22 protein-coding genes are annotated in these 25,965 nt (G+C 40.9%); 20 read left to right on the top strand and 2 right to left on the bottom strand.

Annotated elements, in window-relative coordinates; all coding sequences use genetic code 11:
- Position 1: 1 nt before the first annotated feature.
- The 18 genes from ACULLH_RS18325 (at position 2) to ACULLH_RS18240 (ending at position 23,260) form a co-directional block, all read left to right on the top strand.
- Positions 2-1,069: a hypothetical protein gene (locus tag ACULLH_RS18325; RefSeq protein ID WP_454090196.1), complete on the top strand. Its 1,068-nt coding sequence runs from the start codon at positions 2-4 to the stop codon at positions 1,067-1,069.
- Entirely contained in the window at positions 1,066-2,088 is a 1,023-nt protein-coding gene (locus ACULLH_RS18320; RefSeq protein WP_454090195.1) for a hypothetical protein, read from the top strand. Before ACULLH_RS18325 ends, ACULLH_RS18320 begins: the two co-directional genes overlap by 4 nt.
- Positions 2,069-3,295: a hypothetical protein gene (locus ACULLH_RS18315; protein ID WP_454090194.1), complete on the top strand. Its 1,227-nt coding sequence runs from the start codon at positions 2,069-2,071 to the stop codon at positions 3,293-3,295. The genes ACULLH_RS18320 and ACULLH_RS18315 overlap by 20 nt, the downstream gene beginning before the upstream one ends.
- 4 nt (positions 3,296-3,299) lie before the next feature.
- Positions 3,300-4,298, top strand: a complete 999-nt coding sequence (locus tag ACULLH_RS18310) for a hypothetical protein (RefSeq protein ID WP_454090193.1) — start codon at positions 3,300-3,302, stop codon at positions 4,296-4,298.
- Position 4,299: 1 nt separating this feature from the next.
- Positions 4,300-5,484: a hypothetical protein gene (locus ACULLH_RS18305; protein ID WP_454090192.1), complete on the top strand. Its 1,185-nt coding sequence runs from the start codon at positions 4,300-4,302 to the stop codon at positions 5,482-5,484.
- Between the two features lie 40 nt (positions 5,485-5,524).
- Positions 5,525-6,058 carry an OmpH family outer membrane protein gene (locus ACULLH_RS18300; RefSeq protein WP_454090191.1) on the top strand — a complete coding sequence of 178 codons (534 nt, stop codon included), beginning with the start codon at positions 5,525-5,527 and terminating at the stop codon, positions 6,056-6,058.
- Between the two features lies 1 nt (position 6,059).
- A complete protein-coding gene (locus ACULLH_RS18295; protein WP_454090190.1) occupies positions 6,060-6,662 on the top strand; it encodes a hypothetical protein in 603 nt (200 codons plus the stop codon).
- Positions 6,659-7,270 (top strand): hypothetical protein, encoded by a 612-nt coding sequence (locus tag ACULLH_RS18290; RefSeq protein ID WP_454090189.1) that lies wholly within the window; start codon positions 6,659-6,661, stop codon positions 7,268-7,270. Before ACULLH_RS18295 ends, ACULLH_RS18290 begins: the two co-directional genes overlap by 4 nt.
- 17 nt (positions 7,271-7,287) lie before the next feature.
- On the top strand, positions 7,288-12,600 hold the full coding sequence (locus ACULLH_RS18285; RefSeq protein ID WP_454090188.1) for a hypothetical protein: 5,313 nt from the start codon (positions 7,288-7,290) through the stop codon (positions 12,598-12,600).
- Positions 12,601-12,631: 31 nt separating this feature from the next.
- Positions 12,632-17,209, top strand: coding sequence for an RHS repeat domain-containing protein (locus ACULLH_RS18280; protein ID WP_454090187.1), 4,578 nt, complete (start codon positions 12,632-12,634; stop codon positions 17,207-17,209).
- Positions 17,190-17,900 (top strand): hypothetical protein, encoded by a 711-nt coding sequence (locus ACULLH_RS18275; RefSeq protein ID WP_454090186.1) that lies wholly within the window; start codon positions 17,190-17,192, stop codon positions 17,898-17,900. Before ACULLH_RS18280 ends, ACULLH_RS18275 begins: the two co-directional genes overlap by 20 nt.
- 292 nt (positions 17,901-18,192) lie before the next feature.
- A complete protein-coding gene (locus tag ACULLH_RS18270; protein ID WP_454090185.1) occupies positions 18,193-18,921 on the top strand; it encodes a hypothetical protein in 729 nt (242 codons plus the stop codon).
- Between the two features lie 5 nt (positions 18,922-18,926).
- Positions 18,927-19,622: a hypothetical protein gene (locus ACULLH_RS18265; RefSeq protein ID WP_454090184.1), complete on the top strand. Its 696-nt coding sequence runs from the start codon at positions 18,927-18,929 to the stop codon at positions 19,620-19,622.
- Complete coding sequence (locus tag ACULLH_RS18260) at positions 19,619-20,086, top strand: hypothetical protein (protein WP_454090183.1); 468 nt, start codon at positions 19,619-19,621, stop codon at positions 20,084-20,086. Before ACULLH_RS18265 ends, ACULLH_RS18260 begins: the two co-directional genes overlap by 4 nt.
- Entirely contained in the window at positions 20,073-21,335 is a 1,263-nt protein-coding gene (locus ACULLH_RS18255) for a hypothetical protein (RefSeq protein WP_454090182.1), read from the top strand. The genes ACULLH_RS18260 and ACULLH_RS18255 overlap by 14 nt, the downstream gene beginning before the upstream one ends.
- Positions 21,323-21,664, top strand: coding sequence for a hypothetical protein (locus tag ACULLH_RS18250; protein ID WP_454090181.1), 342 nt, complete (start codon positions 21,323-21,325; stop codon positions 21,662-21,664). The genes ACULLH_RS18255 and ACULLH_RS18250 overlap by 13 nt, the downstream gene beginning before the upstream one ends.
- On the top strand, positions 21,654-22,118 hold the full coding sequence (locus tag ACULLH_RS18245; protein WP_454090180.1) for a PulJ/GspJ family protein: 465 nt from the start codon (positions 21,654-21,656) through the stop codon (positions 22,116-22,118). The genes ACULLH_RS18250 and ACULLH_RS18245 overlap by 11 nt, the downstream gene beginning before the upstream one ends.
- Entirely contained in the window at positions 22,118-23,260 is a 1,143-nt protein-coding gene (locus tag ACULLH_RS18240; RefSeq protein WP_454090179.1) for a type II secretion system F family protein, read from the top strand. Before ACULLH_RS18245 ends, ACULLH_RS18240 begins: the two co-directional genes overlap by 1 nt.
- A gap of 29 nt (positions 23,261-23,289) precedes the next feature.
- On the opposite strand, the gene ACULLH_RS18235 is transcribed toward ACULLH_RS18240, so the two are convergent.
- Entirely contained in the window at positions 23,290-24,174 is an 885-nt protein-coding gene (locus ACULLH_RS18235) for a slipin family protein (protein ID WP_454090178.1), read from the bottom strand.
- A 1-nt stretch (position 24,175) separates the two neighbouring features.
- Complete coding sequence (locus ACULLH_RS18230) at positions 24,176-24,544, bottom strand: GntR family transcriptional regulator (RefSeq protein ID WP_454090177.1); 369 nt, start codon at positions 24,542-24,544, stop codon at positions 24,176-24,178.
- A 187-nt stretch (positions 24,545-24,731) separates the two neighbouring features.
- Between ACULLH_RS18230 and ACULLH_RS18225 the strand changes: the two genes are divergently transcribed.
- Together ACULLH_RS18225 and ACULLH_RS18220 are read left to right on the top strand one after the other, a co-directional pair.
- Positions 24,732-25,163, top strand: a complete 432-nt coding sequence (locus ACULLH_RS18225) for a nucleoside deaminase (RefSeq protein WP_454090176.1) — start codon at positions 24,732-24,734, stop codon at positions 25,161-25,163.
- Position 25,164: 1 nt separating this feature from the next.
- A complete protein-coding gene (locus ACULLH_RS18220) occupies positions 25,165-25,779 on the top strand; it encodes a pyridoxamine 5'-phosphate oxidase family protein (RefSeq protein WP_454090175.1) in 615 nt (204 codons plus the stop codon).
- The last annotated feature ends 186 nt before the right edge of the window (positions 25,780-25,965 follow it).

Below are 25,965 nucleotides of genomic sequence, written 5' to 3'. Positions count from 1 at the left end.
AATGATTAAGAAAACTAGCAACATATTATTTGCACTATTGGTGTTTTCAACATTTGCGAAAGCTCAAAACCCTACCGGTCTTACTGCCGAACGGACGGATAATTCTGGTGCAACCCTCAATTTAAAAAATGTAAATGGCTTTTGGCACTTCAGCGGCCCTAGATCATATGAGACCAACAATAAACTCTCTATTTTCTGGAATGATGGGACCTACCACAGATTACTATCAATAAATGACAATGGAAATGTCGGAATAGGAACCTCTTCTCCTGGGACCAAATTGGATGTCAGCGGTAGTGTCAATGGCACCGAATACATTACGGTAAGTAAAGGAGGTAGCTACCGAGTGGGTATGAACGGACAAAGCCATGGATACATCACAGGAAGAAACGATAATGTAGAAAGCAAGTTTCAAATCCATTCCAATGGCAACACTTGGTTTGATGGGGGAAACGTAGGTGTAGGTACAACCAGTCCGTTGGAAAAATTTCAGATTGGGGACAGCTATCTGTTTCATGATGGAGGGCATAAGGTACTGATGTTTATGCATGGCTCTGGCGGGGTTGATTTGCATAGTGATAAATACGCTGGCGAAATACGGTTTGATCCTGTTAATGGGTATTTACGATTTGGAACATCCTCCACGCTTACGGATGCCCCGATTACACGATTTTCAGTTTCCAAAGAAGGTAAAGTAGGAATTGGCAGCCTGAATACCGGCAGTCATCGCTTAGCTGTTGAAGGTTCAATCGGCGCAAGGGAAGTTAAGGTCGAAGCATCAGGTTGGAGCGACTATGTTTTTGAACAAGACTATGACCTGCCAACACTTGAAGAGGTCGAAAAACACATCCAAGAAAAGGGCCACCTCATCAATATCCCTTCGGCAAAAGAGGTCGAAGAAAATGGCATCCAACTTGGTGAAATGAACAAACTGCTTTTGGAGAAAATAGAGGAACTAACGCTTTACACTTTAGCGCAGGAAAAGAAGCTAAAGAACATAAAGGTTTTAGAACAGAAGATTGCAAAAATGGAAGCAATAATCAATGAACTGCAAAAAGATAAAAAATGAAAAAACTAGTCCTGTTATTAGGAGCATTTTGCATATCCATTAACGTTTCGGCAACCGATAAAATCCTTGGTTCTGGAGGGAGTACGGGACGATGGGTCAAAGTGGCCAGAATCCAGAATAAAAATCCCATAGATGGAGGTGAATGCTCAAGTATATCGGGTACATTGAACGTACAGACGGATTATGGGCAAACGGGCACCCAACAGTATTATGCTATTTTTTCTTTTGGCAGTAGAGGAGGTGTAAAACCTTTGCTACAAGAATTTGGTGAAGCAGCAAATAGATCTGTAACTGATCCGAGTAGAATTGAATGGCGAGTCTATACCGACTCACAGGGATGGCATTATCTGTGGTTCTGGCAGAGCAACTACTCTTTATATGCTGCATTCGATTTTCAAACCATATGTGCCACGGAATACTGGACGTTTGAAGCTCCTCCCACTGGATACACTCAAATTTGGAGTAGTCTCACTGGGGATAGACAACATAACAATTCAATTACATCCAAGCTAACGATTAAGGACCCCTTTGGAGGACTTGGACTTGAAATGGAGCGGGGAGGCAAAGTATGGAATTTTTCCATTCAAAATACAGGTAACAATTTATTTATAAACAATTCCTCTAACCCTTCTACTTTTTTTACCTACACAAACACGGGAAGGTTCGGCATAGGAACAACCTCCCCCGATTCTGAACTGGCAGTCAATGGAAACATTCACGCCAAAGAAGTGAAGGTGGATTTGATAGGCTGGCCAGATTATGTCTTCAATGAGGAGCATGACCTTCCTACACTCGAAGAGGTCGAAAAACACATCCAAGAAAAAGGCCACCTCATCAATATCCCTTCAGCAAAAGAGGTCGAAGAAAATGGCGTCCAACTCGGTGAAATGAACAAGCTGCTTCTAGAAAAAATAGAAGAGCTGACTTTATATGTGATCGCATTGAAAAAAGAGAATGAAAATCAACAAAAGGAAATAGAGCAACTGAAAAAGAATCGTCATGAAATACCAAGAAAGTAAAATTTTCAAGCTTGGAATAAGCTTGCTACCGTTCTTATTCTTAAGTATCTCCTCAGGTTTTTCACAGAACCAATATCCCTCAAGTGGCGATGCCATTATGGACGGATACAGTGTACGCTTCGAGATTCCTTCCACAACGGGCGGATGGGCGCGTGGAACCCACTTTTATGATCCTACAGGAGCTACCAAGTGGGGAGGAGTAGGTCTGTACGGAGTTGGATCGGTTCAAAATAGAATTTACTTGGGCCATGGGACCAGTCCTCATGCCTCTTTGCTCGGAATGCACATTTTAAGTACTGGAAATGTGGGGATAGGAACCATCAGTCCCTCTGGGAAATTGGAGATTAAAGGGGGGTCAGGCGAACAAGCGCAGGGACAAATACATCTCGTTGGAAATGGGGAAACTGGCCCTGGGGATGCTTATATAAGTTTTTATGAGGGTTCTGAAACCAATTCCAAATGGTCCGTTGGTGTAAAGGATCATGATAATGCATTTTCCATATCCCATGGATTAACCATGGATGCAGCTCCTAAAATGATAATCAAAGATGTAACTGGATATGTTGGTATTGGAACTACCAATCCTACCGGGAAGTTACAGGTTCAAGGAGAAGACGGTGAGCAGAGTCAAGGACAGATTCATTTGGTCGGAAATGGTGAAACAGGTCCTGGGGATGCCTATATCAGTTTTTATGAAGGCTCTGAAGTGAACTCAAAATGGTCCGTTGGAGTTATGGACAATGACAATGTGTTCTCGATATCCCATGGATTGACCATGGATGCTTCACCCAAATTGGTAATAACCGATGCTACGGGTAATGTAGGTATCGGCACCACTAATCCAGGAACATATAAACTAGCAGTCAATGGAAACATCCGGGCCAAAGAAGTTAAAGTAGAGACCGGTTGGGCCGATTACGTCTTCAAAGAAGACTATGACTTGCCAACACTTGAAGAAGTTGCAAAGCATATCCAGGAAAAAGGCCACCTGATAAACATCCCATCAACAAAAGAGGTCGAAGAAAATGGCATTCAACTGGGCAAAATGAACAAACTTCTTTTGGAGAAGATAGAGGAGTTGACGCTTTACACTTTAGCGCAGGAAAAAGAACTCCAACAAAAAGATTTCCGAATTAAGGTAATTGAGAATGAGCACACTTTGCTGAAAGAGCGTATCCAAAAAATAGAAAAACTATTAAACCAATGATATCATGAAAGAGCGAAAATTACTATACATCACCTTGCTTTCTTTCGCATTCACAACTGCCCAGATTACCAATACATTTCCGGACAATGGCAATGTAGGCATTGGCACAACCACTCCGGGATACAAATTGACTGTTAAAGGCCATGTTAACATCGGAGATGATGGCAACTATAAATTACGTGTAAGACATATTGATGGCAAAAGTCATCTAAATGGAGACTTGGCAGATTTACATTTAAACTGGAATAATGGTAAAGATGTGCTAGTAGGATGGGGTTCTACAACCCCAGCTTCTGATTTGCTGGTTAGCGGAAGATTAGGCATAGGAACCTTGTCACCTTCCCATCACATAGATGTGATAAATGAACATCAACCAACAGAATCTTTCCTGAGATTCAGGGTTAAGGACGCACTCTCAGATTATTTGACCATTTATAATGCAACATCAACATCAGGTCAGTTTATCCCGGTGTTAAGAGGGCATCATCAAACAGATCACAGATCTTCATTGTATGTCATGGGTTCAACCAGCGATTCCAATGACAATGGAAGCACTGCGTTGGTAGCTTTTGATGCAAGGAGACCGAATGGACCAATTCAAACCAGGCCGCTATTCGTATGGACGAGCTATACAACAAAGATGATGACCATGCTCGCCAATGGCAATTTAGGTCTAGGCACAACCAACCCTGGAACGTATAGACTAGCGGTAAAAGGCAAAATCCGCGCTGAGGAAATCAAAGTTGAGACCGGTTGGGCCGATTATGTCTTCAAAGAAGACTATGACCTTCCCACTTTAGAGGAAGTGGAAAAACACATCCAAGAAAAAGGACACCTTATTAATATCCCATCAGCAAAAGAGGTCGAAGAAAACGGCATTCAACTAGGTGAAATGAACAAGTTGCTATTGGAAAAGATAGAGGAGCTGACACTTTATGTACTTCAACAGCAACAACAAATAAACACAATGGAAAAAGAACTTGAAAAACTAAAAAAGCAATAACATGAAAATCACAAATATGACCAGTGTGCTGATTTTATTGGTTACGCCCGGCTTATTTGGGCAATGGTCACCACCGGCTTCGGAAACAGATTTTATTACATCTCAACATACCAGTGCTACTAATGATTTCGGTCTGAATCTGGAAAGTGATGGCAATTACCGATACGTAATTGAAAATAACCTAAATGGGGTGAACAGGCAAGCTTTTTATTTTGGACACTCCAACGGTTCAAAAAACGTTTTTGGAATCGGCACCTCCGGGAATAGTGGTTCGAGTTGGTCTCCCCGCTTTGTAGTTAATCAAGATGGAAAAGTTGGAATTGGAGTTTCCTCCCCGGATGCCAATCTTCATGTCCATGGAAGTAGTGCAGGACTTGGTAATGCATTGGCTTCAATAATGTTGGGAAAAACCAATGGACCAGAAATTCAGGCGATTCAAGAAAGCGCGGATGACGATGTACAAGGATTGGCATTCAGGGTAAAATCTAGTGCAGCTTACGCAAACGCCAACTACGAAGCAATGCGCATAAGCAAATCGGGTAACCTTGGCATAGGCACTTCAGACCCGCTATCCAAAGTACACATATATAACGGCGCCTCAGGTCAAAATCCTCATTCATATTCAGATATCACAATTGAGGACGATGACCACGTAATGCTTTCCTTAATGACATACAATACCAAGAATGGATACTATGGTTTTGCTGATACCAATGACGGTTTCGTTGGAGGTATCCAATACAATCATGCTACCGATGTAATGCATTTTAGGGTGAATAATCATGCGAGTGATATGACCATAAATGCGAGTGGGGATGTCGGTATTGGAACCACAACTCCCGATTCCAAACTCGCGGTCAACGGAAACATTCATGCCAAAGAAGTTAAGGTCGACTTGATTGGTTGGCCAGATTATGTCTTCAATGAAAATCATAATCTGCCCACCTTGGATGAGGTGGAAAAACATATCCAAGAAAAAGGCCACCTGATAAACATCCCATCAGCAAAAGAGGTCGAAGAAAATGGGATTCAATTGGGTGAGATGAACAAACTGCTTTTAGAGAAGATAGAGGAGTTGACGCTTTATACCCTACAACAGCAAAAACAATTAGCCCTACAAAAAGAAAAGAACAAAAGTCTGGAAGAAAGACTTGCTAGACTGGAAAAACTCCTTGAACCAAAATAAATTAAAAACCTATAGCTAATAATAAAATACAACACGTACTATGAACAAACTTGCATTACCCATTTCAATACTTGCGTTAGTGGCTAGCGTAGCCACATTTTTTCTTTCTCAATCAAAATCAGAGTTGGTCTACGTGGACATCAACAAATTGGTGGAAGGCTATGAGCGTACCAAGACGGAAAGGGAAACATTCAATAAAAAGGCCAGTACCCTAAAAGCCAATGTGGACAGTCTTTTGGTGGATTGGCAAGATGAATTGAAGACCTATGAAAAAGAACGGTCTTCCTTGACCAAAAAAGAATTGGAACTGAAACAACAATTGTTGCAGAACAAACAGCAACAGATTACCAACTACCAACAGGCCATTCAAAAGCAGATTCAAGAAGAGGATCAAAAAATGACCCAGACCGTGATCAACGATATCAATGATTATGTAAAGGAATATGGCAAAAAAGAAGGCTATCGAATCATTTTTGGTGCGAAGGGCAGTGGTAATATCATGTATGCCGAGGATATTTCGGATTTGACCCAGACCATTTTGGAAGGACTTAACGCAGAATACCAAGGAATCTGATATGAGAGTAATAATGACAATAGGTTTGATATTGCTCGTTGGCTGCGGACAAAACAGCTTTGATTCCGAAAAGGAATTGTTGTCCTATGTCCAAAAGACAGCCAATGGCTACCACTATGAAAAGGCCATAGGTGATGTTGCGTATACGCTTACCTATCGACCTACGGACGTGTTGGTAAGACAGGAACTCGGCACCGATTTTTCCCGAGAGGATGTGGACAAGCTAAGAGAGAAATATGGCAATTATCTGTATTTCAATTTGGGTATGAGGTCCAATAACCAAGAGCTGTTGAATAGCCAAGCCGGAAACCGAAACGCTTTTGGCGCCATGGTAAACCAATTGGCCTTTGGCATGGGGCAAAAAGTACATCTCATAAGCCAAAAAAGGGATACCATCCCCATGGCTGACTATATCTACCCCAGAATGTATGGGATGTCGAATAGCACCAATATGTTGTTGGTGTATCCAAAGGATAAAAGACTTTTAGAAGAAGAGTTCTTTCATTTCACCATAGAGGACTTGGGCCTTTCCACAGGGGAGGTCGGCTTTAAGATTCCAGTGAAACCACTAAAGAACGAACCCACAATAAATTTTGAGTTATGAGAAATACGTCAAGACTGTCTATAGTCATATTGTCATTTTTATGGGCAAGTACTACAATATATTCCCAACGAACGGAAATTGAATTACAATTTAAAGACGGAAAGGTTCTAAATGGGTTGGGGAAATTAAAAAGAACGGATGTAAAGTTCAGATTGGATTCAAAGGAAAAAGCTCAATTTTTCTCCTTTAAAGAACTTGAAAGAATTAAAATCAAAGAAGGAGCAAATTGGGAGGAATATAGAAGTATTAATGTGGAAGGTTTGGAAAACCCCATAATGCTGCAACTAATTGTTGAAGGTGAGGTAAATCTATATCAACAAAGCTCTTTTGGATATATGCCCACTGGTCCTGCTGGTGTAGGGAGTGCAGGAGGCACTAGTTTTGGAGGCGGACAATTTTATACAGCGGATTATTATTATCTGAAAAAAAAGAGCCAAAGTAAAGCAGTTCATCTAGGTTCAAGTCAACTCTTTTCCAAAAACTTTAAAAAGGCAGCTTCGGAATATTTTGAAGACTGTGCTCGTCTTGTGGAAAAAATTCAAACTGCTGAATATAAAAAGAAACAAATAAAGGAAATCTCAACCTTTTACAATACAGAATGCAATTAAACAATCATATGTATACCATGAAGAAAACCAAATTTTCCCACAAAATGATCGCGGTGTTCTTAACCTTGATCTTTTTACCAAGTTTACTTCCAGTGAATATGCTTTGGGCTTCAAACAATGGCCCAACAACGCCGGAAGCAACTAGTTTCGAACCGGTGGATGCGACCGATATGGTCAATCTTTCCACAGGAAATCTAAGTTATGTTCTACCCCTACTAAATGTACCCTCGCCAGAAGGCGGATATCCATTGGCACTTTCCTATCATGCAGGTATTGCCATGGATCAGGAAGCCTCTTGGGTCGGTTTGGGATGGAACCTGAACCCTGGAGCCATTAATAGATCTATTAATGGCTACCCAGATGACTACAATTCAGCGTTGTTAACGGAATATTTCTATGATGAGGGAGGTAGCGAGCAAGTGTATTCTTTGTCGGCAGGATTTACTTCGAATAGCGGTGTCTCTGTTGGGTTGGGATTATCCTGGGGGAGTAATTTGAGTTTAGGTGGAACGGTCAGCGTTGGCTATGGTCATGAATTTTTGGATAAGCTTGGAACCGCAACTGGAGCAAGTCTGGGCGGAAACCTTTCGGTAGGTAGAAACAGTGGGTTAAGCTTAGGAGGAACCACAGCCGGAGGGCTCTCGTTAGGAGCTAGCATCTCCGGAAGTGGGGTTAATGGGTCTATTGGTATAAAAAATGACGCGGGCTTGAATATAGGCGCTTCAACCTCCGGGAGTGTGAATGTTAGCTATAGTAAGAAAGTGAATGGAAACAGGAGATATTTGGGGATGTCTTTATCCTCGTCTGGAGTCGGAATTAATGGAGGCGTATCGAACCTTATCGGAAACAATGTGGATGTTGGTGCAGGAGTTGGCCTGCAATTAGCCTTTAACAACACGGTAAAAATGGGGGATTATGTAACCAAATCCAGTGGATATAATATACCGTTGGTGTTACCAACACCTATTGGATTCTTTAGTCTTTCCTTTGGAAAACAAAAATTCCGATACTATTTGGGAAAAAAAGAAGAGAATTATGTAAACGGACCGATTTATTTTAATCAATCGCAAAACCCCACTGATGTTATTACCTATTGTTGTGTGAGAGGACCTAATAATGTTTGTATTCAAACGTGTCAAAAAACGATAACATTGGGTGAATCTTTTATGGATATCAATGAATTTTCAATTGATAACGAATTGATAACTTCTTCGACAGATGTGGCACAGAATAATCCAGTTTTCCCCAATTATGATCGCTATAATGTACAAGCCCAAGGACTGTCAGGAGGAATGTCAAGCAGACTATACGAAAACGGGGCATTGTTTGGTCTTTCCAATAAGGAAAATAGTGACGAATACACTTTAGACTATGTAATTGATGGTTCATCGTCAGCACATCCGGACCATACACAATTCAACCAAACCCCAAATTTTTATTTCGATAACGAGATAAGTACACACCTTAACACCTCCGAGGCAGCGTTTGATACGTCAACTACAAATAATACAGTTATAACTGATTATTTTTTGGGACCTAACAATGTTGCTCCAAATGCTAGACGAAAAACAGGGAATTATATAGCTTATTTTACTAATGCCGAAATTCTGAATAACTATAGTTCCATTAAAAGCCAAGGATATTTAAAACCTTCTAACACTGGATTTAATAGAGATGCTACACCTTTAGAAGGAATAGGGGCATTTAAGATTACAGCAGCCGATGGCAAAACCTACCACTATTCCCTACCTGTTTACAACCACGAGACGGTCACTCGTACTTATGGCATAATAAAAAACAACGATGATAGCCCAAAGACTGAAAGTGACTCTTATTTTGAAAAACGTCAATTGGAACCTTATGCCACGCATTGGTTGTTGACTGCGGTTACAGGGCCAGATTATATAGATAAAAATGCCAATGGTTATGCAGATAAGGGAGACTTAGGATATTGGACCAATTTTGAATATGGAAAATGGTCAGATGCCTTTATTTGGCAAACACCTTACGGAGAAGATTACTTGACCAATCCAGATGATGACGACATAAAGACGTGGGTAAGGGGACGAAAGGAAATGTACTATTTGGATAAGGTAAAAACAAGAACACATACTGCATTATTCGTAAAAGAAGAACGTTTGGACGGTAGATCTGTAGAGTGGGCTTACAACTCGGTCTCGCATATTGATGATTTGGATCAGAACAGTAGCGACTTTGTAAATAGGTTTACTATTCCCGCGCAAAATCAACTACGACTTAAAAAGGTCATTTTGGTTAATGAAGAAGACGATACATTGACCAAAACTTATGGAGCATCATCCTCCCAAAGCTATACGATGGTTTACAACAACTCCGAAAAACCAAGCGAAACTGTTTATGTAAATACCATGGACAACATTCTGGATACTGGAGATAACATAAACAGCATTCAGGATAAGATCATAAAATGTATTGATTTTAACTATGATAATAGTCTAGCTGCTGGAGCTCCGAATACCATAGGTAATTTTGGTAGGTCAACATTATTGGGAGTAAGTTTCAAGGGAAAACAGGGGATTCAACTATTACCACCTTATACATTTGATTACTGGCATAGTACGGCAAGCTTTAACAGTGACCGGAAAGACAACTACGGTTACTATGACAATTTAAATGATGTGTGGTCATTGAGAACCATTAACGCTCCAGAAGGGGGGAAATTGGAGATTGAATATGAGACAAACAAGTTCAAAAGTATTACCAATCAAGTTGAATTTACGGATTCGGGACAATACATATCGGAATTTGATTCCAACAATTACAATACCACTACTATTAGGTTGACCAATAATACAACAGATGATTTAGGGGTATTAGTGGGGGATAAGGTGAACATAGATTATACCCGGCAAGAATGCACTGGAACAACAACTTCCACAAAATATTCTTACGAAGGATTGGGAACTATTACTAGTGTGAATGCTGGCACCTACATGGTATCTCTTGATGGCTCACAAACTGTGGAGCAACTTAACATACCGTGTTATTACATTAATCTTACCCCAACGAATTCACTTAAGGTGATTTATTACCCAAGAACATCCGTGTTGTATGAACAAGGAGGTATCAGAGCTAAATCCATTACCGCTACTGACGGCATCAATACATATAAGACCACTTATTCTTATGGGGAAAACAAAAACGGTTGGGGATATGTGAGTTACTTGCCATTTGACGCCGAACAACAATTAGAGATTCCGTATAGTGCAGAACTTCCTGCACCAAGGGTAATGTACGAGTATGTTACTGTAGAAAATGAGGCAAACGGACAACCTTCATTGACGGAGACCATATACAAGTTCAATGTTATGAAGGAAAAATCTCAGACTTCCATTAAGTATGGGGATTTCTATGAAATTGTCACCAATCGAGATAATACCTATACGGATGCATCAAATAGAGAAATAGATATTAAAAGTTATACCGTAAAAGATAACTTGGCTTCTATCGGTCAGCTTTTGGAGGTAACTACACTAAATAAAGCAGGACAAATGATGGGTAAAATTGCAAATGAATATTATACTACCCAGAATGTTCCATTTTTACAACAGGGCAAAGAGTCATTTCAATCTTATAAAGAAGTTGATTATACACCATCATACAAAACTGATAAATGGTTGATTAACGCCTCTTCTAGGATTCTTTACCCCAATATGCTTAAGTCTACGACCGAATATAATGGAGGGTACGCTTATACTACTGAGTTTAAAGATTTAGATCCCGTTACTGGACAAGCAACTAGAATCCAAACAACATCTGCAAGAGGTGAGGAAATGAACGTGGTTAACGTCCCAGCATATACAATAACCCAATATGCAGAGATGGGAAGCAAGGTAGATAATACAAATAATAAGAATATGCTTGTGCAAAGTGCTATGAACAAGACATATTATGATGGCACATCAAATTTGGTCGCTGTTGGTGTCACTACCTGGAAACCCTTTGAATATAGTACTTCTGAGTTAGTTGGCGACCCACCCAACCAGACTACATTGACAACCTATCACAATGTTTGGAGAAAGCATAAAAATTTTACTTGGCAAGGAACATCCGACACTCAGGGAATATTCACTGGATTCAACGATGCGAATGACGATGGCTTTAACTGGTCGTTGGAGGTGAATGATCAAGATGTCTCGCAAAGTTCAGAATGGAAACAGCTATCTGAAATAACCGCGTACGATGAGTTTTCAAATCCTACTGAGGTCATGGATGTTAGTGGCAATTTTGCATCAACTAAAATGGGAGATGGAGATTCCAAAGTTTATTCAAGCGCAAGTACGGAATATAATAAATTCTTCTATTCAGGGGCTGAAGATTTGCATCAAACCAACCAATTTTCTGGTGGTGTGGAACGTGGAACCGCTTCATTGTCAAGCACGGCGCATACAGGAGCCAACGGGCTTCAAGTAGATTCTGGAGAAACAGCATTTAGGGTTACAGTTGAAAATGGAACCGGTTCAGCAAGAAAGTATAAGATTTCAGTGTGGACATTGACCAGTACTTATTCCAATACCCGAGTTAACGTAGGAGGGTCTAACATTACATATGACCCTGATGAGATTATCTCTGCTGGAAACTGGACTCAATTGAATTTTTATGCAGACATTCAGAATTCGAAGGATGTTTATGTAACCACAACGGGCACAACTATAACGGTTGATGATTTTAGGGTTCATCCAGTTGAGGCCGATATTACTTCTTATGTTTACAATGATTGGGACGAGTTGGTTGCCATTTTAGGAAGAACTAACCTGGCCACCAAATTTGAATATGATGAGGCAGGACGACTGATCAGGACCCATGCAGAAATTGGGAATACGCCTTCTCTTACTGGTGGATTTAAAAAGGTAAGCGAGAACAAGTACAACCATAAGGTCACCAATGAACTGGACGATAATGGCAATGGCATCATTGACAGTAATGAAGGCTTTAGTGATCTACAAGTTTCACAATCAGCATCCAATGGATATTCCAGCACGGGAGTATTGACCACTTTACCAACAGGGGGTTCAGGAAACTATCGATATAGTTATGCACAGGGTCTGGTGACTTCTTCCTTAGATGTTACCCTTCTTAATAATTATGGTTCTGAAACAACCAATAATCAGCTAACGGTAAGTGCTACTATACCTTGTACAGGAGGGTCCTATGGTTATAACGCTTATGCGATTAAGACAAAGGTGCGGGATGTAGGTACCGGAGAAACTAAGATTAAAGTTTCGTACTTCAACAAAGGTTGCTCGGACAATGGAGGTGGTAATAATGGTGGAGGTAACAATCAACAATAAAAGACATAGCCATAAACTAAAAATATCAGACATGAAAAAAATACTGTTTTTAATAAGCTTTTTAAGTTTGCTTGGGATTACAGAAACGTTTGCCCAAGATTGTACAAATTGTTTTGATGACGGTCCTTCGGGTTGCGGAATCCAGGGGTATTATGATGGTGATGGCGATGGTTATGGATCTGGATCATTGATTTGTTTTTTTGGAAGTCTTACCAACTACGCAAGGGATGGGGGAGATTGTAATGATAGCAGTGCAAGTACCTATCCAAGAAGATTTTATGTGGATTCGGATGGAGATGGCTATGGAACAACAATAAGTGTATACATCTGCCAAAGTTCTTCTACTCCTCCGTCAGGTTATGCCTCAAATCGAAATGATTGTGATGATGGCGATGCCAACATCACTGTCCAAAAAAATTGGTATGAAGATGCCGATAATGATGGTTTCGGTCTTACCTCGACCGCATATTACGGTTGCCAAGCCCCAGCAGGGATGCAAAATCCGGTCAATGTGGGCGGGGATTACGATGATACGGACAATGAAATAACCAATGTGCAGCCGCGCACATTTTATTACGACAATGATGGGGATACCTATGGTACAAGTTCGAACACCGTTTATAAGAGTTTTGCTCCTTCAGGATATGTAGAAGACTCTGGTGATTGTAACGATAATGATAGTGATATAAATCCCACCACCGTGTGGTATTTGGATGCTGATGGTGATGGGCTTGGCGCGTCATCAGCATTCAACAAAGTGCAGTGTACCCAACCGCCCAATGATTCAAATGGAAGCTATGTTTTAAATGATAACGACCTCTGTCCATCGGTAAATGGACCTTTGGCTAACAATGGATGCACCACACAAAACCCATTGGTGGTAAGTGATTTAGATAAGAACTGGGTCTGGTCCATTGCTTTCGATGCAGATGGTAATATCAAAGGAAATGGCATCAATTATTTTGATGAAATGAGTAAGGCCACACAAACTCAAAGTCTGGACATAAAGACTGGGCAGATTTGGACTTCCCAGATTATGTATGATTCTTATGGCAGACCTGCTTTGAGCACTTTGGGAGCACCAATTGGTATCAACGGTAGCTTTGAGTATGAGGACAACTTTATGTTGGATTCTACCGGAAGCCCATACAACACTGCTGATTTTGAAGGAGACCCAGATAATCCTTCAACTGTGAATACGCAAAACAACACTTTGGGATGGTACTATAGTGACAACAATACCCGGGAACCTTATCAAGATATTACCTCTTATCCTTTTTCCAGAACTATTTATAGTGAATTGAACCCGGGCACACCCTTAAAAACAATTGGAGGTAATAAGATCAATAACGAATGGTCTCAAGGATATACGTTTACCATTCAAGCAGGCAATGAACTTTCACAAAGCGTTGCTTTTGATGATGCTACTTATGCCAGTGCTACATATAAGATCAGTAAAACGGTAAGTAGAGACTTGCATGGAGTGGAAAATGTGGTTTTTATGGACGGGGATGGTAAGATCTTGGCAGCAGCAAGAAGCGGAGGACCTACCTCTAGAACAGCCTCTCTCACCATAGGTGATTTGGGCTATGCGGATATCCATGTCCCCTCTGGGAGCAATATGGGCTTTACGGTGAGCACTAATGGATATTCGGTAACTGTCCATAATTTGACTACCGAGGGTATAGTGACCGCTTCCAACAGTTTACCGAATGGATTTTATAGGGTTTCTGTAAATGATCCGGAAACGTACAATCCTTCCAGTCCAGTGACCGTGACCTATCACGAGAATTATTACGACTATGCACTTAACGAATATGACAATGCTGGAAGGCTGATATATACCTACCAACCAATTCAAGGAACCGATGCAGCGAGGCGGACCGAGTATCGTTACAACAGCTTGGGGCAATTGATTTATACAAAGAGCCCTGATGAGGGCGAAGCGGAGTTTCGATACCGAAGCGATGGACAGATTCGGTTTTCCCAAAACGAGCTACAGGCCGCTACCAATGAATTCTCATATACCAATTATGACATCTATGGCAGACCGGTGGAAAGTGGGGTGTTACAAAGCGGAAGCTTTGCTTCTGCCAATGTCGATGGGCCTTTGCCTTCCGGAACAAAACGTGAGGTCATGTACACCTTTTATGATACGTTCCCATCTCAGTTCAATACCGCCACCTACAGTGGAAGGACCAATCCAACTTTCCTTTCCGGGAATGTAGCGGCTACTCAGAACGACCAATCCACCACGCTATACAGTTATGATGTTTATGGTAGATTGCTTTGGTTGGTGCAGAATATCAATGGCATAGGGGCCATCAAGACTTTGGATTATGAATATGACCCTATAACCGGCTTGGTCACTAAAGTAATGTATCAAAAAGATGCTTCTGACGAGTTTATTCACAGGTATACTTATAACAATGCCAATGAACTGATCAAGGTAGAGACTTCGACCGATGACAGTACTTACACCACCCAAGCAGAATATACGTATTATGAATCCGGTGGTTTAAAACGTGTAGAGTTGGCAGGAGGTGTCCAAGGTGTGGACTATATATACAATATGGCCGGGCAGTTAAAGGGCATTAACCATCCCAGTTTGAACAATGCCTCCTTAGATCCTGGGGGAGATGGGAACGATTTGTTCGGGATGCAGGTAGATTATCACAATGCGGATTATAAAAGAGCTTTGGCCAACATTGAGTCCACGGTATATGGTACCGACCAATTGAACGGTAACATTAAGGGTATCCGTTGGAACAATGATCCGAGTACCCTTGTTAGCGGGGAACAGCATATTTATAGCTATTCTTACAATAGGAACAACTGGCTTACCCAGGCAGAGTATGGAGCCTTTATTGGAACTGGTAATAGCAACGCTCCCACCACCTATCCCGATAATGGAACCTATAACTCCTCGAATGGAGCTATTGTACGGGAAGCTACCCAGAGCATAACCTTGGGCAACGGTTTCCATGCGCAAGGAGGCAGTGATTACCATGCCCGTATTGTAGATACTGATGGTTTTGATGAAAACAGTGATGGGGATTACAATGTTACCGGAATTGAGTACGATGCCAATGGTAACATTAAGCGCCTGATCCGTAATAAGCAAACGGAGAGTGGGACCAATGCTATGGATGACCTTACCTATAATTATGACACGGCAAAACCCAACCGTTTAACCCATGTGGATGATAGCAAAGGCAATGTCTCTGGAGCCGATGATATTGGTGACCATGCAGCAAATAACTATAGCTATAATGCTATAGGGCAACTCACAAGTAATACCTCCGAGGGGATTACCTATAGTTATAACGCCCAAGGCTTGGTGACCGAAGTACACGCAAATGGCAATATCCGGGTAAAGTTTTATTATGGAGATAGTGGCCATAGGGTAAAAAAGGAAAGCTATACTACCGGTGGACAACTTACAGGTACCACGTACTACCTGCGGGATTTGTCAGGTAACCCCACTTCTATTTATTACCGGCCTAGTGGAGGCAGCATTAGCTTAGTGGAACAATCTCTTTACGGCAATCATCGTTTGGGTATTCGTTACGAGGCAGATGATAACTACGTATATGAACTTACAGATCATTTGGGGAATGTACGTTCTACCTTTAAAAAGAATGGAAACAACCCTAATTTGCAGGGTATTACGGATTATTACCCCTTTGGGATGACCATGCCAGGGTTAAATACCTTGGCGAATAATTACCGTTATACTTATCAAGGGCAGGAAAAAGATGAAGAAACTGGAAAGGAGGCTTTTCAATTACGTTTATGGGATAGCCGTATTGGACGTTGGTTGAATCCAGATCCTTTTGGTATTCATCATAGTCCCTATTTAGGTATGGCAAATAGCCCTATTGGTGTCATAGACCGAGATGGAGGGATTCCTATACCTCTAATAACAGGTGCAATAGGGGCAGTTATTAACGCTGGGATTAATATTTATTCCCAATACAAAGAAGGTACTTTAGATTGGTCTTCTGGTAAAACTTGGGCTAGGATTGGAGTTGCTGCAGGTGGCGGATTTATAGCTGGTGCCACAGGAAACCTCGCTGCGGCGGTTGTTACAAATACAGTGGCAGATGCAGCAGATCAACTCATTGCCAACGATGGTGATTTTTCGGAAGTAAGTCTATCTCAATCAGCTTTGGCAGGAGCTAGCACATTTGTGGGAGGCAGAATAGGTGGTGCAATAGCGAGTCAAAGTACGGTTAAACACTTTGCAAGAAATATGCATCGTACTTTTTATGGAAGAAAGTATACAAATATTTTAGGTACGTCTTTGACACAATATTCAAGGGGTTTCAGCGAGTTGGATGAAATAGCATTTAAAAATAGTACAGAAGTTTTTGGAGGGTTAATTGCTGGAGGAGCTACAACGCAATTGGCTCCAGAAATTTTAAATACTTTTGAGCGGCCAGAATTTGAATTTACTCCATTCGAAACCCCTTTTGGTTATGATCATTGGGCTTTTTATGGTTTCAGAGGACCAGGGGTCATACAATTGCCAGAGATAATATTGACCCCACGTGATAGTAACAACGTAAATAAGTTAAAGAATCACATTGATAATAACGGATTTTAATGAAAAATATTTATACAATATTAATAGCATTGTTTTTGGTGGCAATACCACTGGGAATAGTATATTATTTGGTTTCATATGGAATAATCCACTTCTTGGGTGGAAAAGTGCTCATGATTTTAATATTTGGATTAGCCATTCTTTTTGTAATAAGAGATGTTTTAAAAAAAAGAAAAAAATGAACAAAGTATTTTGGATTGCTTGGCTCTTTGTAGTTTTCACTCCTATTTATACTATTTCCCAAGACTTAAAAGAGATACAAATAGGCAGTTTTATTGCTAAAGTTCCCGCCGAGTTGGAAAAATTGAATCATGAGGAGAAGGAATTAAAATATGCCTTGCAAGGTCATATACCTGATATTGTTTATCAAAATGAAAATGATGAAATTAATGTGTCCTATAAGGCTACCCTCGTCCCGATGGAAGAAAATCAATTTCAGATTTTAAAAATCAATTTGGAAAGGCAATTTACTGGCCCAGAGTCTGAGATTTTACAAAGTAACATTGTTTCTATAAATGGAAAGAAATTTGTTTTAACCCAAGTTTTTTTAAGGTCAAATAAAATTTTGATGACCAATTTGGTTACAACAATATCGGGAAAAATGGTAATGGTAATTATCAGTCATTCCACAAACAGAGAAAACTATATTAATGAAAATCAAGCTATAATGCAATCCCTTCGCTCCCGCTAGTCTTTGACTGGCCCCTCGCTCCCGCTAGTTTGCAACTAGTGGGAGATATGAGTAAGGAAAAACAAAGCCACACCCACAACACGTGCTGTGGCTTTGTCTATTTATACTCGGCATCCATAAATTCAGCACAGTTTTCATTAAGCGGAGTTTTATCTTTTACATATGCACGGAAAACAAAAATCCCACAACAAATTTTTTAACATAAAAACCTGCTTTTACAACAAAATTATCTCTTTAAAAAAAGCATTTTAGTGTGTAATTTCTGTATTTTAGTGACATATATGTTGACTACATGAAGCAGATAAGATTACTGGATTTTTTAGGTTTTGGATTACTATTTTTGACAGCCTGCAGCACTTACAAAGCCCAAAAACAAGAGGCCCAATTGAACTTTCCCGAACTGGGCACCCTGATTAAAACCAAAGGCGATTTATGGTATTCGGCAGCTGAGCAGATAGGGATTCCGGATTGGTCCGAATTAAAAGTGGATGTACAGCAAATGCCCTTTAACCGGCAGAGTTATACCGATTATGCCAAGCATATGCAACAAGCGGCCAAGATCAATACAATTTCCTATAACGATTCGCTGCCCTATAAGCCAAAATATTTGCGCTTACAATTGTTGGATCAATTCGGCCTTGCCCAATTGTTGAACCAAGATAAACATGATGCCCTACGTTCCTACATTTCCAATGATGACAGTTATAAAATGGTCACGGGATTGAACGTTACGGTCCCCGAGATTGAAATGCCCGGTTTTTTGCAGGCCGAAGCCATTCAATTGCAAAAAGACAAGTATGGTAACATTGTGTTGTTTGTAATCAATGGGGAGCGCAAAAAACAATATTTTTTCTCCGAACTTCAGGTGTTCGGTTACCAGTACGCCCATTTTTGTTGGGGCGAGGACCAATACCACAATATGATTATAGAAAATCTGGTTTCTGAAGGCCAGAAATGCCCGAAAGGGACTTATTTAAAGGCCTCAAAAGTGAACGGAGACAAAGCATACCTCAAATTCTGACCCCAATGATGAACAAATTTAAGCTAGGCCTTGCCCTAATTTTGGCCATTTCATACAGCTGTGAGGATATTTTGGAAGTACCTGATATTTCTAACCAAACCGTTACGGTTTTTGCGCCTTTGGACAATACGGTCGTAAACGACAACGATATCAGTTTCAATTGGGATACGGTGGAAGATGCCACCATGTACCGATTTCAATTGGCCGCCCCCAATTTTGAAACGACCCAACAGTTGGTGCTCGACAGCATTTTCGAAGTGGACAGTCTAGGGAGGGTTGGGACCCGAATCCAACAGACTTTGGTCAATGGCAACTACGCATGGCGTATCAGGGCCATGAACAGCGATTACCAAACAGCGTATACCCTTAGCGGTTTTCAGGTTGATGGGGATGAAAATTTGGATGTTACCCCACCGAACACCCCTCAATTGGTGGCCCCAGCAAATGGGGCTTCACAAAGTGAGGCGACGGTAAACTTTTCCTGGACGAGGGAAGATATAGCTGGAACCACAGAGCGCGACAGTATCTTTATCTATTCGGATGAGAGCTTGACGACACTTTCAACTAAAGCATTAGGCGCCAACAAAACCTACAGTACCAATTTAGCTTCGGGAACCTTTTACTGGGTGGTCAAGGCCTATGACTCAGCAGGAAATGAAAGTGATCTGAGTACCACCTTTAATTTTACCATCAGCAATTGAACAAAAACACCAAAACATACATCTTGCTCGGTGCTGTGCTGCTCATTTGGGGCATCATAGGATTTAAGGTGCTCGGTGCATTATCCTCCGAACCGGAAGCTCCTGTTTTGGCAGAAAACATCAATTTTAAACCCAAAGAACGGGTCGAAAAAGATACCTTCAGCATTTTGGTGGACTACAGGGATCCCTTTTTGGGGACGATGCCACCCTCCAAAAAGAAACCCAAAGCGAAAGGTATCACCAAGCCAAAAGTGCAGTTTCCGAATATTAATTACACGGGACTTATCACAGACCAGGACACCAAGAACCATATCTTTTTTGTGACCATTTCAGGGAATCAATACCTCATGCACAAGGGGAATACCCAAGCTGATGTTACCTTGCTAAGTGGTTCTTCCAAAAGCATCCGGGTGCGTTTTAAGGGCATTGCAAAGACCATAACCCTTCAAAATGCTACAGAATAAAAAACTACAGGCAGGTGCCCTTCAGTTTGTACTGTTCATTGGAGCAGTAATTGCCGTGCTGTTGTTGACCTTTGTCCTATTGCACCAGACCCACTCACTTTTTGATAAAAAAACGTCAAAGACCATTGATCTGGTCAAAAGCACCGATTTGGCACTTCGACAGGCGATGGAACTAAAAATTCAACTGAACGATTTGGTCCCCATTGATTTGGGTCAAGAAGATGGAATCAAGGTTTCTGCCATTAAATCCCACTGGGGCATTTTTGAAAAATATGTCGTGGTTTCCCAATTTCAAAAAAACCAATTCGTTAAATCAGCTTTGGTTGGCGGAGGAATGGATCAGGATTTTTCGGCACTCTATCTCAAGGATAACGATCGCCCCATGGTCATAGCCGGGAAGGCCAAGATCACAGGAAATGCATATCTGCCCAAACAAGGAATACGACCTGGAAGTATTCGAGGGCAATTTTATCAGTTCACAAGACCTGTCTACGGCACTATAAAACAAAGCACCAAAACCCTGCCACCTCTAGATCCTGAGATGCGAACGTACATCAAACAATTACAATCACAAGCATTTGGGATTTCAGACGAAAATGTTGTTCGGTTCTCCGGTAGGTTGCAATTGACCAATTCCTTCAAATCGCCGACCCAATATATTCATGGAGACGCCTTGCGATTGTCTGGTTGTAATCTTAGTGGGAATATTGTGGTTGTGGCCACGCACAAAATTATGGTGAGCAATGATTCCAATCTTCAGGATGTATTGCTTATCGCTCCAGAAATTGAAATAGAAAACAGATTCAGCGGAAGATTACAGGCCATTGCATCCAATCGAATTGAAGTCGGGAATCAAGTCAATTTGGAATATCCGTCAGCCTTGATTGTGGATAGGGGAAGCAGGCCAAATGCCAAGGAACGGCGACAACCCAATATTGAAATTGAATCAGGAACAGTACTGAAAGGCATTATAGCTTATTTTGAAAAAACGGAAGAGAACCAGTTTTTTCCGCAAGTAGTAATCTCCGATAAAGCATCGATTTACGGAGAGGTGTTTTGTGAAAAGAACTTGGAATTAAAAGGAGATGTTTTTGGAAATGTGACCACCAACGCCTTTATGGCCATGGAAAATGGAAGCGTATATCAAAATCACCTGTTCGGAGGCACTATAAACACGGAATTTTTGCCCCAACAATATGCGGGCCTATTGTTGAACAAGGAAAAAGCAGTGGCAAAATGGCTCTATTAAGAAAAAGGATAACAGCATCGACCTTAATGGAAACCATGGTGGCCACCGTGCTCATTGTGGTCATTTTTATGTTGTCGAGTCTTATTTTGAACAACCTTTTTGCCGCCCAGGTTCGAGGGAATCTTCAAGCTGTAAATACTCATCTTGATGAGGTGGAATATTTGTATTCCAATGGAAAATTAAGCTTTCCATACTATGATGAATGGGAAGATTGGAGCATCAGCATTGAAAGTCAAAACAATGGAACGGCGCTCATAGAGGCCAAAGAACAAGAGGGCAATGAGCCACGAATCGTAAAACGAACTGTAAAGAGCATCCATGGATTATAAAAAAGTACAGGCATTTACCTTAAGTGAGATGTTGGTTGTTTTACTGCTGACCATCATCGTTGTGGGCCTTGCATTTTCCATTTTGGGACTGGTACAAAAACAAATGTTCGGCATTCAGGAGAATTATGAGCACAAAACGACCGGGAACCTTTTCCGACAGGCATTATGGGTGGATTTTAATTCGCACTCGCAAATTGTGTTCTCCCAGAAAACCGGTGCAATACAGCTGAGCAATGAGATGGGTGGTAGGAATTACAGTTTTTATGAGGGTTATGTTACCCGTGATTTGGATACATTTTATACAGATTTTAAACTGGGGAAGCTGTATTTTGAAGGGGATGAGGTATTAGACGGGCCCATTGATGCTCTTGAGCTGTCCACTGGGGAAGAAGTAGAAAACAGCAAACGAATTTTTGTCTATAAAAAGAATACTGCGGCCGATTTTATGAACTGATGGGATTTAATCTGGAGAACATATCTACAACAAATACCCAAAGCCAAGGCGGGTCTGAAGCAAAGGAAAAAGTTCCATTGCTGGAGAGGGAGCTCACTTTTTTGGGGAAATCGTTTTCCAACAAGAAAAAGGAAGATTTTTATACGGAATTGGCGGTTTTGCTTAAAGCCGGAATCACGCTCAAAGAAGCGCTTCAACTCATTGAAGAAGGTCAAAAGAAGGAAAAGCAGAAGGAACTGTTCAAAAATTTAGGGGAAAACTTGTTGTCCGGTTCCAGCTTTTCCGAAGCCATAAAGGAAAAGAAGGAGTTTACAGAATACGAATATTACTCCATCAAAATAGGAGAGGAATCAGGGACCTTGGACACTATTGCCTCAGAATTGGGCTCATTTTTCGCCAAAAAGAACGAGCAGCGCAGAAATTTGGTCAATGCGCTCACCTATCCCATCATCATATTGGTAACGGCCATTTTGGTGGTCATTTTTATGTTGCGATTGGTGGTTCCCATGTTCCAGGATATTTTTAAGCAGAACAATGTGGAGCTACCGTGGATAACCCGTTTTATTGTTTCCGTTTCCGACTTTATCAAGGACTATGGCTGGTGGATGGTGTTGGCCATTATCACCATGTTGATATTGCGAAAGGCCCTTTTTGGCCAAGAAGGGTTTAAAAAGCGCATGGATTATCTGCTTTTGCGGATTCCTTATTTGGGGAATTTTATTAAATCCGTGTATTTGGCTCAATTTACAAGGGCGATTAGTTTGCTCACAGCATCAAAAGTACCTGTGCTCAACAGTATTGAATTGGCCGGGAAAATGATAGCGTTCTATCCCCTAAATGACGCGTTGAGTTCCGTAACAAATAAAATAATGCAGGGAGAAAGTTTAAGCAATAGCCTCAAAGGAAACCGGGTTTTCAGCAATAAAATGATTTCCATGGTCAAGGTTGCTGAGGAAACCAACCAAACCGAGTTTATGTTCGAAAGGCTAAATCAGCAATATAGCATAGAAGTGCAACAAAAATCCAAGCTATTGAGTACCCTGTTGGAACCTATGATCATTTTAGTGGTCGGAATTTGCGTTGGCGTGATTTTGGTCGCGATGTACTTACCCATGTTCAAGTTGGGAAGTGTTTTGGGATAATCCCGTTCAAACCTTCCCTACCCTTGATGCTATGATTTTGGGGGTTCGTTGGTTTTTGCAAATGAAACCAAACCTCCCATTGCGCCTAAATTCATCGAATCTAAGGCGGAACTCGGTACAATGACCATGGAACCTTTTTCCTTCAATCCCTCAAATAGCATGTTCATCCCCCTTAAGTGTAAGGCAACAGGGTTTTCGCTGTATTGCTTACTTGCTTCCGAAAATTTATGGGCAATTTCAGTTTCGGCTGTTCCAAGAATTACCCTCGCCCTTCGTTCCCGCTCGGCTTGGGCCTCTTTACTCATGGCGTCCGCCAAAGCCTGGGGAATAATGATATCTTTTATACCCACATTTTGACAGGTAATCCCCCATGGATCTGTATTATGATCCAATACTTTTTGCAGATCCTCGGCGATTTTATCCCTATCCTGAAGAATGTCCGCCAACTCATGTTTCCCTATAATATCCCTGAGTCCAGTTTGGGCGATATAAAAAATGGCCTTTTCGTATTCTTGAACCTCTAAAGCGGCTTTTTCAACATCCCATACGGTCCAATAGACCACGGCATCAACGTTTACGGGTACTGTATCCCTCGTCAAGGTTTGCTCCGCTTTAAAATCCGTGACCCTCACACGCTGGTCGATATACTTGTCTATTTGATCAATTATGGGGATGATGAAGAAAATCCCAGGACCTCTCAACCCCTTGTATTTGCCCATTCTCAAGACTACTGCTTTTTCCCACTGATCGGCAATATGGATGGACTTCGCAATAAAAACAAAGAGTAAGAACAAAATAGCCGTTACCAAAAGTTCGGTTACCTCAAAATAATAAAGCCCGGCGCATATCACCAGTCCGGAAACTACAATGGCTGCGGAAATAGGATTCCCAATTTTTTTAATAGAAGTCTTCATCTCAATGCTGTTTTTTAAGTTGATTAATTATGTCATCTGTGGAAAATCCATAGCTAAAAGCTATAGTGGAAAATTCATTGCATATCTCGTTTAGCTTGGCCCTTTTCTCCTCCTCCGATATTTCGATTTTTGCTTGACTGATGAATGTCCCAGTACCCTGTTGTGTTTCAAGTATGTTCTGAATTTCCAGCTCTTTATAGGCTTTGGCAACCGTATTTAAATTCACTTTCAAATCGACGGCCAGAGATCTAACGGTCGGTAATTGCTCGCCGGTTTTAAGGTTGCCGAAGGCGATGCCAAATTTTATCTGATCGATAATTTGACGATAAAAAGGAATACCAGTTTTTGGGTCTAATTTAAAAGTGATCATTGTGTTAATGTACTATACATATAGTACAAACATACAACATTTTTTTTAATTACCTAATTCACTGCTTTGGGCATTGAAATTTGAGAACACTTCCTGAAACTATAAAATGGGATTAAATCTAGATTTTGTTGTTTAATGGAGAAGTTTGATCTTAACTATGGCCTTTTGTAAGGTTTTTACAATTTTAATGGCTAACGACACTATGGAGAATGCCAATTATTTTATGGCCAAATGTGAACAACTGGCGAACAGGGCGGTTTTTAAAGGCAATAGCCCTGTAGGCAGTATCATTGTGCTCAATAATGAAATTGTGGCGCAGGCTGAAGAAGCAGTTGCGACTAAACAAGATATTAGCTGCCATGCCGAAATGGAGGTCATCAGGGAGGCAAGGAAAATACTGGGTAAAGATATGTCCGGTGCAGTTTTATATTCTACCAAAGAGCCTTGCGTTATGTGCAGCTATGCCATAAGATTCCATAAAATAAGCAAGGTAGTCTTCAAGGAGAAATCCACAGCGTTTGGAGGTGCAAGCAGCACTTATAATTTATTAACTTCAGCAAAGGTGCCAGACGGCTGGGGCCCTCCGGTGCAATGTATTCATTTAGAACAAGAAGGATAAAATGAACTATTCAAGATTAGCTTTTACAGATACAATAAAGGAAATTCAAAAAGAAGAAGGAAGCAGGCATGCCTATGAGCGTATGGAACGTCAGGAATTACCGGACGGCCTGTCTTTTAGGGAAATGAGTTTTATTCAGGAACGGGATAGCTTTTATATGGCATCATTTGGGGAAAACGGATTTCCATACATTCAACACCGTGGCGGACCCAAAGGCTTTTTAAAGATGATTGATGTGAAAACATTGGCATTTCTTGACTTTACGGGCAACAAGCAATATATCTCCACTGGAAATGTAAAAACACATAAGAATGTTTCCCTTATTCTTATGGACTATGCCAACAGGGCCCGCTTAAAGATTTATGCGGAAGCCGAAATAGTTTCATTGGACAAAAACAAAGCGTTGGTAGAGGAATTAAAGTTGGATTATGATTATAAGGCGGAGCGCATATTTCTATTCCATATCAAGGCTTTTGACTGGAACTGTCCCCAACACATAACGCCTCGATTCACCTATGAGGATATCTCCAAAATGAATAAAGAACGAGAGGATTATATCCGAAGCTTGGAAGGTCAGGTTGAATCCTTGAATCAAAAATTGAAAGATTTTCAATAAATAAGGGAGGCTAAGAACCTCTTACTTTCCTACGCTTTTTTCTTACGAAAATGCATCATTTGGGTCAAGAAATAGGGTACGCAAGGCCAGTATTTCACATCATTTTTTGGGATCAAAAAAGCCGTCTTTATGCATAGGAAATGCTAAACGCTTTGTCTATGTTAATCCCCTAACAATCAATTGTTT

The sequence above is a fragment of the Flagellimonas sp. 2504JD4-2 genome (assembly GCF_053642935.1).
This window is presented reverse-complemented; position numbering and strand designations above follow the sequence as displayed.